At 62.4% G+C, this 15266-nt stretch carries 10 protein-coding genes and 1 pseudogene; 7 read left to right on the forward strand and 4 right to left on the reverse strand.

What is annotated here, in order from left to right; translation table 11 throughout:
* Positions 1–152: 152 nt before the first annotated feature.
* Positions 153–713: a recombinase family protein gene (locus sphantq_RS23975; RefSeq protein ID WP_059153619.1), complete on the reverse strand. Its 561-nt coding sequence runs from the start codon at positions 711–713 to the stop codon at positions 153–155.
* Between the two features lie 131 nt (positions 714–844).
* On the opposite strand from sphantq_RS23975, the gene sphantq_RS23980 reads away from it, so the two are divergent.
* The 3 genes and pseudogenes from sphantq_RS23980 (at position 845) to sphantq_RS23990 (ending at position 7418) form a co-directional block, all read left to right on the forward strand.
* Complete coding sequence (locus sphantq_RS23980; RefSeq protein ID WP_059153620.1) at positions 845–3859, forward strand: Tn3 family transposase; 3015 nt, start codon at positions 845–847, stop codon at positions 3857–3859.
* A 54-nt stretch (positions 3860–3913) separates the two neighbouring features.
* Positions 3914–6409, forward strand: a pseudogene (locus sphantq_RS23985) (Tn3 family transposase); the annotation flags it as partial.
* A 142-nt stretch (positions 6410–6551) separates the two neighbouring features.
* Entirely contained in the window at positions 6552–7418 is an 867-nt protein-coding gene (locus sphantq_RS23990) for a recombinase family protein (RefSeq protein WP_006961816.1), read from the forward strand.
* Between the two features lie 203 nt (positions 7419–7621).
* Here the strand turns inward: sphantq_RS23990 and sphantq_RS23995 are convergent, their stop codons facing one another.
* Complete coding sequence (locus tag sphantq_RS23995; RefSeq protein WP_272800846.1) at positions 7622–8143, reverse strand: hypothetical protein; 522 nt, start codon at positions 8141–8143, stop codon at positions 7622–7624.
* A 116-nt stretch (positions 8144–8259) separates the two neighbouring features.
* On the opposite strand from sphantq_RS23995, the gene sphantq_RS24000 reads away from it, so the two are divergent.
* From sphantq_RS24000 to sphantq_RS24010, 3 genes are all read left to right on the forward strand, one after another.
* Positions 8260–9456, forward strand: a complete 1197-nt coding sequence (locus sphantq_RS24000) for an AAA family ATPase (protein ID WP_272800847.1) — start codon at positions 8260–8262, stop codon at positions 9454–9456.
* 65 nt (positions 9457–9521) lie between these two features.
* Complete coding sequence (locus tag sphantq_RS24005; protein WP_272800848.1) at positions 9522–10589, forward strand: ParB/RepB/Spo0J family partition protein; 1068 nt, start codon at positions 9522–9524, stop codon at positions 10587–10589.
* 121 nt (positions 10590–10710) lie between these two features.
* Positions 10711–11898: a replication initiator protein A gene (locus sphantq_RS24010; protein ID WP_272800849.1), complete on the forward strand. Its 1188-nt coding sequence runs from the start codon at positions 10711–10713 to the stop codon at positions 11896–11898.
* A gap of 405 nt (positions 11899–12303) precedes the next feature.
* Here the strand turns inward: sphantq_RS24010 and sphantq_RS24015 are convergent, their stop codons facing one another.
* Both sphantq_RS24015 and sphantq_RS24020 read right to left on the reverse strand, forming a co-directional pair.
* Positions 12304–13530 (reverse strand): type II toxin-antitoxin system HipA family toxin, encoded by a 1227-nt coding sequence (locus sphantq_RS24015; protein ID WP_272800850.1) that lies wholly within the window; start codon positions 13528–13530, stop codon positions 12304–12306.
* Positions 13527–13745, reverse strand: coding sequence for a type II toxin-antitoxin system Y4mF family antitoxin (locus sphantq_RS24020; protein ID WP_272800851.1), 219 nt, complete (start codon positions 13743–13745; stop codon positions 13527–13529). Before sphantq_RS24020 ends, sphantq_RS24015 begins: the two co-directional genes overlap by 4 nt.
* Positions 13746–13951: 206 nt before the next feature.
* Between sphantq_RS24020 and sphantq_RS24025 the strand changes: the two genes are divergently transcribed.
* The gene (locus sphantq_RS24025; protein WP_272800852.1) at positions 13952–15208 is read left to right on the forward strand and encodes a Fic family protein; all 1257 of its coding nucleotides are present in this window, start codon (positions 13952–13954) and stop codon (positions 15206–15208) included.
* Positions 15209–15266: the final 58 nt, after the last annotated feature.

Consider the following 15266-nt stretch of genomic DNA (forward strand, 5'->3'; position numbering starts at 1 on the left):
ACGAAGTAGCGCCAGTGGCTCCGCATATACCGGACGTAGGGGCCATAGCCTCCGCCAAGACGTCGACCTTCGCTACGCGGAGGCTCGCGGAAAGCAAAGATAACCGGCGCGATTAGGAGACGGGTCGTGCGGCTGAGCGGAACAGAAAAGTGTCATAAGGAGCCGTTTGGCTCAATGCAGCGATAGATAGTGGCCGGGTGAACATTGAAGGTCCTGGCGACGGAGCTGATTGATTTGCCCTCCAGAACAAGTTGGCGAGCAAGCTCGGCCTGATCGGGTCGCATTTTCTTTGGGCGTCCGAAGGTCACGCCGCGCACCATAGCCGCCTTTCGACCCTCGTCGGTTCGGCTCAATATTAGAGACCGCTCGAACTGGGCGATCCCGGCGAATACGGTCATGATCATCACGCCAGACGGGGACGTGGTATCGGCCCAAGGTTCATCAAGCGATTGTAATCCTGCCTGCTTTTCCCTGATACGTTCCGCGATGTGCAAGAGTTCGATGGTGGATCGCGCCAAACGATCGAGGCGGGTGACGACGAGAACATCGTCTTTGCGCAGGTGGCCCATCAGCTTTTCAAGCTCGAGCCGGCCACGAGCGGCCCCTGATATTTTCTCGTCGAACATCATTTCACAGCCAGCCTCCGAGAGCCGAGCGCACTGGATGTCCAGGTTCTGATCCTCGGTGGAGACGCGCGCGTAGCCGAGCTTCATGCGGAGGCTCCCGCCATTGTGCGAAAGTTGCTGCAAAACGACTTTATTTCGCACATATATTTTGCGAAGAAATTCGCCTTGTTTATCGGCATCGGCCGTCCCCTTCGCAAAAGTTGGAAGTTTCGCACGGTATGCCCACCCGTCACCTCACTGATGCCCAGCGTCAGGGCTTTTCTCGCTTCGACGGCGAACCGTCGGCCGACCAACTCGCGCGATATTTCCATCTGGACCAAACTGATCGCGACCTCATTGGAACTCTGCGCGGAGACCATAATCGGCTCGGCTTCACCGTGATGCTGACGAGCGCCCGGTTTCTGGGCGCATTTCCAGTCTCTCCTTCCGAGATCCCCGCGTCGGTCCTGGCGACCGTGATCGAACAACTCGCTCTTGAGCCCGCCACGGACGTGGACGCCTATTTTGCGGGAAGCCGGCGCATCCGGCACCTCGCGCTCATCCGGACGCACTGCGGCTTCACGGACTTTGGCGACAACGCGGTGGCGCGTTTCCGATTGACCAGATGGCTCTACGCCCTTTGTTGGAGCGGCGACGAGCGGCCCGGCCCCTTGATTGATCGAGCGGCGGCCTGGCTGATCGCCAACAAGGTGCTGCTGCCAGGCGTCACGGTCGTCGAGCGATTGGTCGGCAGAATCCGCGATCGTGCGCGGACCAGGCTTTGGCGCCATCTGGTCGCCAGCTTGAGCGATGACCAACGCGCGCGCATCGCCGCCCTGTTTGACGATGGCGACACATCCACGTTCGCCGCCTTGGACGCGCTGCGGACAGTGCCCTCCAAGCGCATGCCGACCGAGCTCTTCCGTCACCTTGATCGGCTCGATGCGGTCCGGGCGTTCAATCTGCGGCCGGCGCCACCAAGGGGTGTTCCCGCGACAACCCTTGAGCGGCTCGCGCGGGTAGCGCGTGTCAGCAAGCCTTCGGCCATTGCGGCCCTTCAGGAGCCTCGTCGAACCGCGACTGTAGCCGCGCTCTTCCATACGCTCGAAGCGGCGGCCCAGGACGATGCCGCCGAGCTGGCCGAGGTTCTGCTTGCCGATTTGGTGAAGGGGGCCGAAGCCGCCGACAAACAGGACCGTCTGCGCAGTCTGCGCGATCTCGATGGCGCCGCGATGCTGCTCCACGCGATGGGTCTGTTGGTTTTGACCGACGATGTCCTGCCCCTCAATGAATGGAGAGATGTGCTCTTCGAGCGGTTGCCCCGTCCCGACATCGAGGCCGCCATGTCCAAGGTGGAGGCGATCGCCAAGCCCGCAGAGAGCAAGCCCTACGACCAACTGCGGAGAAAGTGGCGGGGTGCCCGGAAATTGTTCTTCGAAATCACCAACCGCATCGAGACCGACGCCGCCCCGGGCGGCAAAAACGTCAAGGCCGCGATCAGCTACCTCAAGGGCGTAGACGACTGGTCGTCTCTCGCCAAGATGCGCGGCGCACCGACCGCTGCGATCCCAAAGGCGTGGAGGCAACATGTCCTGGATCATGAAGGCAGTGTGCGGGACCCGAAAGCCTATGTCTTCGCGATCATCGATGCATGGCGTCTCGCGATCAAGCATCGCGATGTGTTCGCCAAGCCCGGCATCCGATACGGAGATCCTCGGCGCGGGATGCTCGAGGGCGAGTCCTGGCACAATTCCAGGTTGATGGTGGCACGCGCCCTGGGCCGATCTCTGGAAGCCGACACTGAGATTGACGGTCTCTCCCGCCTTCTCGACGAGGCATATCGACATGTCGTCGCGCGCGCCGGCCACAATCCTGACCTGCGTTTCGAGACGGTCGCCGACAAGACCGGGATTGTGGTCACGCCCCTCGACAAGCTTGATGAATCCGAGAGCCTTCGTGCGCTGCGCGGCGCCGTCCAAACGCGCATGCCGAAGGCGGGGATGCCCGACATCTTTCTTGAAGTCATGGCGCGAACCGGATTCGCCAAGTCCTTTACCCATCTGAGCGAGCGTCAGGCCACCGTCGAGCACTTCGAGATAAGCCTGTGCGCAACCCTGGTCGGCGGCGCCTGCAACATCGGTCTTGAGCCAGTTGTGCGCCCGGAAATTGCGGCTCTGCGTCGCGACCGGCTGTCTTGGGTCAATCAGAATTTCATTCGGCCTGAGACCATAGCTGCGGCGAACGCCGCGATCGTTGCCGCCCACAATCGCCTGGATATCGTTCGCCACTGGGGCGCCGGAGAGGTGGCCAGCGCGGACGGAATGCGGTTTGTCGCTCCGTCGAGCGCCATACATGCCGGCCCCAATCCCAAATACTATGGCCAGGAGCGCGGCGTCACTTGGTACAACATGATTTCCAATCAGTTCAGCGGGCTGGCCGGAGCGGTCATCCCCGGCACCTTGCGCGACAGTTTGGTCGTCCTGGCTCTCCTGCTGGAGCAGGAAACCGAGCTCGATCCTCTGGAGATTATGACCGACACCGCTGCCTATTCCGACGCAATTTTCGGCCTGTTCTGGCTCCTGGGCTACCGATTCAGCCCCCGTCTGGCGGACATCGGCGGCGCGAAGCTGTGGCGCATCGACCGCCAGGCGAGCTACGGACAATTCGATGAGATTGCCTGGGGCAGGATCAAAATCAATCTGATTAGGGAAAACTGGTCCGACCTGATCCGTTTGGCCGGGTCGATCAAGCTCGGCCACCTCAAGGCCGCAGGCGTCATGCGCATGCTGCAGGTCAAAGACCGCCCAACGACCCTGGCCAAGGCCCTGTCTGAACTGGGGCGCATCATCAAGACGCTGCACATCCTGCGATACATCGACGACCGACCGTTCCGCCGACGGATCTTGTTTCAGCTCAACCGGCAGGAATTGCGCCACAAGCTCGGTCGGCGCGTCCATCACGGCGATCGGGGCGAAATCAGAAGCCCTTTGCGTCAAGGCCAAGAGGAGCAGCTCGGGGTCCTCGGTCTCGCCCTCAACTCCATCGTCCACTGGAACGCTGTCTACATGCAGGAAACCGTGCGCCAACTCAGCGAGGCCGGGGCGCCACCGCTGCCCGCCGATATCGCTCGACTCTCGCCGATATTCTGGCGTCACATCAATTTCCTCGGGAGCTACGACTTCTCCGTGCCCGACGCCGTCGCAAACGGCGGCCTCAGACCGCTACGCCAACCTAATTCCGAATGGGACTTTTGAAAAGAAATAATGCCCCTTACGACACTTTCTTGTTCCGCTCAGCCGCACGACCCTATCTATGGGCCGTCGCGCAAGGAGCTGGAACGCCTCGTCCGTTCGCAACGACACCTCTATCTGGAGGCCCTGTTGGCCCGAGTCCGCGATCGGCTTGCGCCGGATGCGGTCGCCTTGCTGGAAGCCTCGCTCGCCGATCCCGATGGCCCGACCGGCTTCAACACGATGAAGGGGGATGCAGGTCAGGCGACGCTCGAAAACATTCTTGGCGTGACCGCCAAACTCGCCTTTATCCAACGGCTTGCTCTTCCCCGAGATTTCCTATCGGTCACGGGCAAGGCATGGGTCGATCAGATCGTTCGCCGGGTTGCCGGCGAGAAAGCCTCGGAGATGCGCCGGCATGTACCGGCGCGCCAGCTCGGGCTCTATGCCGTTTATCTGATGGCGCGGGAAGCTCAGCTTACGGATGCGATGGTCGACCTGCTGATCGAGACGGTCCATAAGATCGGATCGCGCTCGAAACGCAAGGTGGTGGGCGATATCGCGAAAGACATCGAGCGGGTCTATGGCAAGGAGCGACTCCTGGTCGAGATTGCCAGCGCTTCGATCGACGATCCATCCGGGCGCATCTGCGATGTCATTTTCCCAATCGCCGGCAAGGACAAACTGGCGGCGATCATCAAGGAAAGCCAGGCAAAGGGCGCCTTGGATCGGCGGATCTACAAGGTGATGCGGAGGTCATGGGCCAATCATTATCGCCGTATGCTGCCAAGCCTGCTTTCGGCACTGGAGTTCCGGTCGAACAACGCCGTGTGGCGTCCGGTGCTGGCGGCCCTGGACTGGATCAGAAGCAAAGTGGATGATGGATGCCGCTACGTGCCGCCGCACGCAGTGCCGGTCGACGAGGTCATTCCGGCGAGATGGCGCAGTTCCGTCATTGATGAAGAGGGGCGCGTAAACCGGATCAGTTATGAGCTTTGTGTCCTCGCGCAACTGCGCGATCGCATCCGTTCTAAGGAAATCTGGGTTGTCGGGGCGGACCGATACCGCAATCCCGATGACGATCTTCCCAAGGACTTCGATGCGCGGCGAGAAGCATATTACACAGGATTGAACCTGACGGCGGATGCGCGTGCATTTTCAAGCGCCATCCGGGAAGAGCTTGCTCAGGAACTGTTGCTCCTCAATGCCAATATTCCCCGGAACGACAAGGTTCGGCTGCTGTGGCGCGGCGAGAACCGTATATCTCTCACCCCGTTCAAACCCTTGCCCGAACCCAGGGGTCTCGCCTCGATCAAGACCGAGATCGGCCAACGCTGGCCGATGACCGGGCTGCTCGACGTACTGAAGGAGGCTGCCCTTGATACGGGACTTCTCGAAGCGTTCGAAACATCGGCCTCGCGTGTTGCACTGCCGAAAACCGCGCTGGATCAACGTCTCCTGCTATGCCTCTACGGCCTGGGAACGAATGCCGGGCTCAAGCGGATCGCCGGCGCCACCCCCGATGTCAGCTATGAAGAGCTGCTGCATGTCCATCGCCGCTTCGTTCATGCCGCGGCGCTCAAGGAGGCGTGTGCCAGGGTTGCGAATGCGACCCTGGCAATCCGCAATGCTGCAGTCTGGGGGGACGCCGGCACGGCCTGTGCGTCAGATTCCACAAAGTTCGGAGCCTGGGATCGCAACCTGATGACGGAATGGCATGCGCGTTATGGTGGACGGGGCGTCATGATCTACTGGCATGTCGAACGACGCGCGACATGCGTCTATTCCCAGCTCAAGCGCTGCTCTTCCTCCGAGGTCGCCTCCATGATCGAGGGCGTGCTGCGCCATTGCACCGACATGGAAATCCAGCGACAATATGTTGATAGTCATGGCCAAAGCGCGGTTGGCTTTGCATTTTGCCGGCTTCTCGGATTTGAGCTTGCACCCCGCCTGAAAGCGATCGCTCGCCAGAAGCTGGCTCTTCCCGATGTCGGCATGCGAACGCGGCTTCCCCACTTGCAGCCGATCCTCTCCAGTCCGATCAACTGGGATGAGATCGAGCAGCAATATGACGAGATGGTCAAATATGCAGCCGCGATGCAGACAAAAACCGCCGACCCGGAGGCGATCCTGCGCCGGTTTAGCCGCTCCGAGGTGATGCACCCGACCTACAAGGCGTTGAGTGAGCTGGGCCGCGCGGTCAAGACGATCTTCCTGTGCCGGTATCTGCGCGAGGAGTCCTTCCGCCGCGAAATTCATGAAGGCCTGAATGTCGTTGAAAACTGGAACAGTGCCAATGGGTTCGTTTTCTTCGGCAAGGGCGGCGAGATCGCCACTAACCGCATCGATGAGCAGCAGCTCTCGGTCCTGGCGCTACATTTGCTGCAAGCGTCGCTTGTCTATGTGAACACCCGAATGCTTCAGAGCGTGCTGGTGGAACCGAAATGGACGGGCCGGATGACGCCGGATGATTATCGCGGCCTCACACCGCTGATTTACAGCCACGTCAATCCTTATGGCCGCTTCGACCTCGATCTGAATAGCCGGATCGATTTTGGGCGGCTTGCTGCCTGACCGGGGCCTTTCCGCTCGCACCATTTGGGTGCACCCGAACGTGACGATCGGAAGTGACATATACGACATGTCACAAAAGGGTGGTTCCGTCACCAATGTTACTGTACGAGGGCAAAGCCACCCTAATGTGACGGATTTGCCCATGACCCGCGTCGGCTACGCCCGCGTCAGCACCATCGACCAGGATCTCGACATCCAGGTTGCCCGGTTGAAGGCAGCGGGCTGTGAAATCCTCCGCTCCGAAACAGGCTCGGGCGCATCGCGCACTGGACGCACGGAGCTTGAGACGATCATGCAGTTCCTGCGCGCCGATGACGAACTCGTCGTCCTGCGTCTCGATCGGCTCGGTCGCTCCACACGCGATGTTCTCAATCTGGTTCATGAACTCGACCAGAAGGGAGCCTCATTGCGGGTGCTTGAGCCGGAGGTGACGACGGCCGGAAGCATGGGGCGGATGGTGATCACCATTCTGGGCATGGTCGCGGACATGGAACTGACGTTCATCAAGGACCGGCAGCGCGCCGGGATCGAGGCGGCGCGCGCCGAAGGCGTCTACAAAGGCCGGAAGAAAAACATCGATGACGATGAAATCCGACGCCGGATCACCGCCGGCGCGAGCAAGGCCAGCGTCGCGCGCGACCTCAAGATCTCAAGAATGACCGTCTATCGGGCGCTTGACGTCATTCCTTCAAGGATCGGGCTGCCGGAAAAGCCGCCTTCTGTCACCATCGCCCTGCATCTGACCATCGAGAACTTCAACAAGCATGGTCGTGGCAGAAAGCCCGCTCGCGAGCGCATTGAGGCGATGCTGGAGCGGGATTACCAGATGCAAAAGACCGGGAACTGCGATTACACGCTGACCGTCGCCTATGATCAGGGTGCCGATGGCGTCAGCCTCGATGATGAGATCGCATCTCTCCAGACAGAGATGTTCAACATCGCAGAGAGCTACAGGTGCTCGATCGAGACCGATGTTTACGAGATTGGAGGACAAGAGCGAGCCTGGTAGATCGCCATGTTCAATCTTTGTTCTTCAACATGGCCAAAATCGCAGCTTCGGGCCGACTGGGCCTAGTTCAGGGGGCGGTGTTCCGGCACCGGGAGCGAATGGGTTTCTGCGTGCATCCATAGCGATGTTATGGCGGTTTATCGGTTTTCTGTAAACTCACTAATATCACTTGATTCACCACCATGTCGGCGACGCGCGTTCCGTCATGCCGCCCTCAATCCCGCCATCATGGCCCGCAACCGCCCTTCCAGCCTTTGTCGGCGCACATGCAGCGCCTTCAAACGGGCGTCCGCTTCGTCTGCGTCCAGCACCATGATGTCGCGCGTCGCCTTGCCCGCGCGAAATGCCATCACGCGCACGACCATGTGCCAGCACCCCCGATGATCGACGGTCACCGTCACCACGCCATGGCAGAGCAACGCGCGCAACGGTTCCTCTGCGCCCCACTCCGCCAGAGCCTTCGCAACGCCTTTGCCCTCGACTGCAAACGGGCCGCCTTCCCCGACCAGCCTGGCCATTAGGGCGAAGCGTTGGCCCACGAGATGCGGCAGCGCAATGCCGCTGCCCCGCTCCGGCACCGCTGCAAGGTGCAGCAAGGCTTCACTGACGACCGCCTCTGCGCGCGCAAATTCGTCGGTCGCCCGCCCGCGCCAGCCATTGCACTGGCTCCACAGGGTCGGCCAGCTATCGGCGGCGGGCAATGACAGGGGTGTGATGGCATTCATGCCTGCCAGGCTATCGCATAACTCTTGCCAACCGGTTTCGCGAAGCGCTTTGCCTGTTGAACAATATGTGCCATGTCCATGGGAAAATTCATTCAATCGCCGCATTGGAGCCGTACATGAATGCAATAACCGATCAGATCGGCGAACTCGCGCAATCGGGCGAGCGCATGATCGAGCGGCTGCGGCGCAAGGCGTTCCTGCCCGAAAGCCGCAAGGGCCTCAATGTCCGCTATGGCATTGCGGAAGCCGCGCAGTTGCTCGACTGTTCCACCAACCGCATCCGCATGGCGGAGGAGGACGGGCGGCTCCCCCCTGCCCCGCCGACCGAAAATGGTCGCCGGCCCGGCTATACGATAGAGGAATTGCTGAACATGCGGCAGGTGCTGGGTGCTTCGCCCGAGCGCGCGCCGATGGACATGCCTGCGATCATCGCGGTGCAGAATTTCAAGGGCGGCGTCGGCAAATCCACCGTTACCTGTCACCTCGCCCATTATTTCGGGGTGCAGGGCTATCGCGTGCTGGTGGTCGATTGCGACAGCCAGGCGACCACCACCACGCTGTTCGGCTTTAACCCGCATTTCAATATCAAGCGGGAGGAGACGCTCTATCCCTATCTGTCGATCGACCCGACCCAGGCCGACCTGCTCTACGCGGTCAAGCGCACGCCCTGGCCCAATGTCGATCTGATCCCTTCCAACCTGGAATTGTTCGATGTCGAATATGAGCTGGCGGCGGCGGGCAGCGATGGCGGTTCCGTACTCGCCGCGCGCTTCCGCAAGCTCAAACAGGGGCTGGCCGATCTGGCGCGCAATTATGACATCGTCCTGCTCGATCCGCCCCCCGCGCTGGGCACGATCAGCCTGGCGGTGATGCAGGCGGCCAATGCGCTGTTGGTGCCGATGGCGGCGACCACGCCCGATTTCTGCTCGACCGTGCAATTCCTCTCGATGATGGACCAGGTGATCAATCAGTTGCAGCAGGCGGGGATCGCGGTGGATTATAGTTTCGTGCGGCTGATCTGCTCCAAATTCGACAGCAACGATCCCAGCCATGCGATGGTCCGCACCATCATGGAACAGAGTTTCGGCCCTGCCCTCCTCCCCGTTCCCATCCTGGAAAGCGCGGAAATCAGCCATGCGGCGCTGCGGATGATGACCGTCTATGAACTGGAACGCCCGGTCGGCACGCCCAAGACGCACAAAAGATGCCGCGCCAATCTGGACGAGGCGATGGGCCAGATCGAAGCACTGGTGCGTCAGGGCTGGGGCCGTGTCGCCCCGGCGCGGGAAGAGGATATCGTCAATGCGGCATAATATGCTTTCCTACAAGGATATGTTCGCCATATGTTCTTTTGATTCGTTCGATGTCGGGGTGAATCATGGCGCGTAAGCAATCCGATTATCTGTCGGCGCTGCTGGCGGACGATCCCGACCAGCAGCCCGCGGAGAGCGTGCAGGCGCAGGACGAGGCCACGCCCCCCTCCCCGTCCGTTCCGCCGCGCAGCGGCACGACTTTGCTCGGCCGTGAATCGGCGCTCGCCCGCGTCGCCTCGGGCGAAGTGCGGCAGGTCACGCAGTTGCTGCTCGACCCCGCCCGTGTCCGCATCTGGCCCGGCAATGCCCGCGCTTATGGGCACCTGTCGGAGGAAAATTGCCGTGAGTTGATAGATTCGATCATCGCCGAAGGTGGGCAGAAAGTGCCCGCCATCATCCGCCGGGTCGATGGCGATCCGGCCTGCGACTATGAAGTGATCGCGGGTACGCGGCGGCACTGGTCGATTAGCTGGCTGCGCCGCAACAGCTATCCCGACATGCAATTCGTGGCACAGGTCGCCGCGCTGGACGACGAGGCCGCGTTCCGCCTCGCCGATCTGGAAAACCGCGCGCGCAAGGATGTGTCGGACCTGGAGCGGGCGCGCAACTATGCCAGCGCGCTGGGCGACCATTATGGCAGTCACCTCACTCGCATGGCCGAGCGGCTGAAATTGTCGAAGGGCTGGCTCAGCAAGATGATCAAGGTGGCCGGCATCCCCGACAGCGTGATCGCCGCCTTTGCCTCGCCTGCCGACGTGCAGTTGAAGCCGGCCTATGCGCTTGCGCAGGCGATGGATGACAAGACCGCCGCCAGGGCGATCGTCGCTGCGGCAAATCGGATCGCCGCCGAGCAACAGGCACTGCGCGCGAGCGAAGCCCCTGCCCTGCCCGCGCCCGACGTGCTGCGCCGCCTGCTCGACGCGCCGCGCGACGACACGGCGGCCGACGCGCCCGTTCCCTTCACCTGGACCACGCCACATGGGCGACCCGCGCTCAGCGTCCAGTCGGTGAACCGCCAGGGCATCACGGTGCGGCTGCACGCCGGATCGGGCGCCAGCGTCGAGGATATGGCCAACGCCCTGCGCGAAGCCTTGCGCCATCTGGAGCGCGAAGGCCGGGGGTTGCAGGCATGAGCGTTTGCCTTGAGCGAACTGCGCTACGCTCCGTTTCCCCAGGGAAACGCGCCGAACGGCCTGCTCCAATCACGCGCACTACTATAAGGGCCTCTTGGTTTCCCCAGGGAAACATCGCCAGATGACCCGCGCCGCCAAGACCGCGATCAACGATCAGTTCGATCTGTTCCTCCCCTATCTGGCGGACTTGCCGCTGCGCGACCAGCGCGAGATGATGGAGCGCCCCTTCTTCTCCCTCGCCAAGTCGAAACGGGTCAAGCCGATCGACTATCGTTCCCCCGACGGCAAGGCGTGGGTCCATGTCTCGGCCAATCCCGATTATGGCATGGCGACGATCTGGGACGCGGACATCTTGATCTACTGCGCCTCGACGCTGGCCGACATGGCGCGGCGCGGCCTTAACGACATTCCCCGCAAGCTGCACCTGATGCCCTACGACCTGCTGCGCGCCATCCACCGCCCGACCACGGGCCGAGCCTATGAATTGCTGGGCCAGTCGCTAGACCGTCTGGTGTCGACCACGATCAAGACCAATATCCGCGCCGACAACCGGCGAGAGGCGACCTTCAGCTGGCTCGATGGCTGGACCCAGCTGGTGGACGAAAAGACCGAGCGATCGCGCGGCATGACGATCGAGCTGTCCAACTGGTTCTATGAAGGCGTGCTGATGCAGGGCGGTGTGCTGTCGATCGACCGCGCCTATTTCGACCTGACCGGCGGGCGCGAACGCTGGCTCTATCGCGTCGCGCGCAAACATGCCGGCGGGGCAGGGGAGGCGGGCTTCGCCATCTCCATGCCGACCCTGTTCGAAAAGTCCGGCGCGGAAGGCCAGTATCGCCGCTTCAAGTTCGAGCTGCTCAAGATCGCCGAGCGCAATGCCCTGCCGGGCTATGCGCTGGAACTGGAGCAGCCCGTCGGCAAGCGCGAACCGAGTATCCGCATGCGCCGCCGCCCCGAAGGGCAGGACGTGCCGACGACGCAGGACATCCGTCCCGCCCGCGCAAAGCCCGCCACGCCGACCCCGCGTTCGCCAGCATCGGTGCCCGATGCCGAACCGCTGCTCGACGCGCGCAGCCTGGTCCGCAACAGCGTCACCAGCCTGTCCACCCGCGCCAGCGCGGGCGAGCTGACCGACGCCACCTTCGCTACCCTGCGTGCCGAATGTCCAGGCTGGGACTATCAGGTGCTGCACCAGGAATTTCGCGAATGGATCGGCAGCGACGCGACCCGCACGCCGGTCAATTATCAGAACGCCTTCATCGGCTTCGTCCGCCGCTTCGACGCGAAAAACCGGCACACGCTACGCTGACCCATCGCCCCCGACGTTCCCGAAGTGTCGGGTTTGACCAGCAGGATTGCCACGCCCGCACCCGGCGCTAGCGACAGCGACGATGCACCGCTCCGATTTGAACGACTATCCCACAAAGGCCTGGCAAACTGATTCAATTGCCGCGCGTCAAAATCCTGCATTCCGCCGCCTTCGACACATGGGGAACGGCTCTCGCACCTTCGGGAACCAGCCGACGACATTTCGGGAACATCGGCTTCGACATTTCAGGGACGCAAGGCCGACACTTCAGGAACGGCGCGACGATGACGACTCGCGCTTATCTCTCGCGTTCCTAGCCCTTGGGTCCCGCTTAACTGTCTAACCCCAATATAAACCCTCTAACAGACCGAGATTTTTCGATAATCGGGGAAAGAGGAGAAACGCTCAATCCAGGGACTGACGCAACATCGCAGCTCGCAATCCGGTCTGCACAGCAATCGCCGACGATGTGCGCGCCTCATCGACAACCGACATGATTGCGTCCGTCATCGTGATGATCCGGCGACGGAGGAAGGGCAGGGTGATCCCCGCATCGCTCGCAAAGCGCAGCCAGGCATCCTGGTCCAGTTCCTCGATCATGCCGGCCCGTCCGACCCGCATCGCCTGCCGCGCGCTCAATTCCGGCCACGCCCGCGTTGAAAGCAGATCATAGAGCGGCGCAAGCCGAGGCCCATCGCCATCGAGCAGGAAGGAGAAATTCTTCCCATGTGCGTCAGCATTGCCGATCGCGAGGTTGAAGATCGCCGCATCGACCAGCCTGATGACATCGACCGCCGGTTGCCGGACATAGGCGCGGGTGAGCGCAAACATATCCCGAAAGGCTGGCCCGCCTTCTGCTGCATATTTGCGTTCGGACGGAATACCTAAAGCCTGGCACGCATCCTCCTGGTGCAGGCGGACCATCACGCCATCGCGCTGCGCCCGATCATAGCGGGTGACGAGCAGATAGGGTCGCCCGTCTGCCTCGCACGCGACCGCCTCGGCTACGTCCAGTCCGACCGTGCGGGCCAGCGCCATGCACCAAGCTTCATTGGCGACCGATCCGGCGAAGCGAGGAATCTCCGGCTTGACGATATGCGTCGTCGCCTCGCCGGGGCGGGGGAGGGCGGGGCGACCATCGACAAGGATCACCGGCAGCTTCGCCTGCGCGCCCGCCAGCGACATGCGCAGGCCCGCTTCCCCCGCCAGCATGGGCTGGTGCGGCAAGCGATCAAGGATGGCGGCAAAAGCGGCGTCTGACAGGGGCAAGGCTGGATCGGCAAAGATGGCAGGGGAGGGGGGTATCTCGCCCTCCGGCAGCAATGTCAGCGCGCCCGCAACATCGCCGCCCAACCGGTCGAGCAGCGCGAACTCATTGGCGGCCGACACGCCGAGCGCGCCCGCTACGCCGCTGCGCTGGTCCGCTTCGGGCAAGAGTCCGCCGAAGAAGGGCCGACAGGCGCGCCGATCGAAAATATCCGGTTGCAACGGCAGCGAGTGAGACAGCGGGCGTGCATCGGAGCGATCCAGCCAGTCCGCATCATAGGCAAAGGATAGATCCCCATGCTGATCCTGCGCCAGACAGCCCGCGATCCGCCCGTCCCACCACACGGTCAAACGGCGTGCGCTCATGGCGTTTCGGTATCGATATGCAGGCTGTGGCCCAGCGCCGCCAGCACCGCCAGTGCCTTGCCCAGTTGCAGCGTAGGCTTGCCTGCCTCCAGTTCGACGATGAAACGAATGCCGACACCCGCCGCCCCGGCTAGTTCATCCTGACGCAGGCCCGCACGTTTGCGCGCGAGACGGACAGCAGCACCGAGCGCCTGTGTGGAGGTCAATTTGATCATATTCCCGATCGGGACAATATCGTCATTCCGATCGAAGGTCAATGGAAAAATATCCCGATCAGGAAGAATGATGATCGAGCAGGGGGAATTGCATATAATTGTCCCGATCGGGATGCAAAACGCGCCCTGTCGCTATCGGCAAGAAGATCGACCAGAATCTTTCCCATAAGACCATAAAATGCCTATATATGGCGCTATTCAGACCCATGAAGATCGGCCAAATGGACAGTATAGAAGCCCCCGACCGCATCGAACCCGCCCGTATCGATGCGCCGGAAGGGGAACTGCTCGATCTGGTCGCGGATCTGTCCGCGCGCGCCGAGGTGCTGGGCCGGTCGCTGCATCCGCGTACAGCCGCCAACCTGGCCCAGCTCGTGCGCATCATGAACACCTGTTACAGCAATTTGATCGAGGGCCACAATACCCGTCCGCGCGAGATAGAGCAGGCGCTGGCCGGGATCACCGACGCTGACGATGCCCGCCGCAACCTCCAGCTCGAGGCGGTCGCCCATGTTCGCGTGCAGCAGGCGATCGACGCGCACGCCGGCGACGGCACATTGGGCGACCCGGCGTCTCCCGATTTCATCCGCTGGCTGCACCGCGCCTTTTATGAGGGTGCTGGCGAGCCGATGCTGACGATCGGGGAGGGCGTGCGCGCCTTTCGCATGGAGCCGGGGGCATGGCGCAGCGACGCGGCGCATGACGTGTCGGTAGGTCGTCATGTTCCGCCATCGTCGGCGCATGTGGCCACGTTCATGGCCTATTTCTACCGGCGCTTCGCCTTTGATCCGGCACCGGATGCGCGCCTGCTGGCGGTGGGGGAGGGGCGGGCCAAGCGCATCCTGGCGATGGCGAGCGCGCATCATCGGTTCAACTATATCCACCCCTTCCCTGACGGCAATGGTCGGGTTAGCCGGTTGATGAGTCATGCGATGGCGCACCGGGCCGGGATCGGCGCGCATGGACTGTGGTCCATTTCGCGCGGTTTGGCCCGTGGGCTGGATGTCGGGCCGCTGGGGCGGCTCGAATATCGCCGCCACATGGCGCAAGCGGACGAGCCGCGCCAGGGCGACCGCGACGGGCGCGGCAACCTGTCCCTCCGGGGGCTGACGCTGTTTGCCACCTGGTTCCTGCGTGTGTGCCTGGATCAGGTCGATTATATGGCGGGGCTGTTCGACCTCGACACGCTGGCGGGGCGGCTAAGCCGCTATGTCGCGCATAGCGAGACGCTGGCGCCCGAAGCCGCGCGGTTGCTGCATGAGGCGCTGATCCGCGGCGAATTCGCCCGCGGCGAGGCATCACGCATCACCGGCCTGCCCGAAACCAGCGCCCGCCGCGTGTTGCGCGGCCTGACGGGGGAGGGGCTACTGGCATCGGACACGGAGAAGGGACCGGTGTCGCTGCGCTTCCCCGCGCACACGCTGGAGACGCTGTTTCCCCGGCTTTATCCGGAGATGGGGTGAGGGATGGGCAGAGTCTGCTTGAGCAGACTTGTTTTGGAGGGAGGGCCGGATAGGCTTG

It is taken from the genome of Sphingobium sp. AntQ-1 (assembly GCF_028538045.1).
Classification (GTDB): Bacteria; Pseudomonadota; Alphaproteobacteria; order Sphingomonadales; family Sphingomonadaceae; genus Sphingobium; species Sphingobium cupriresistens.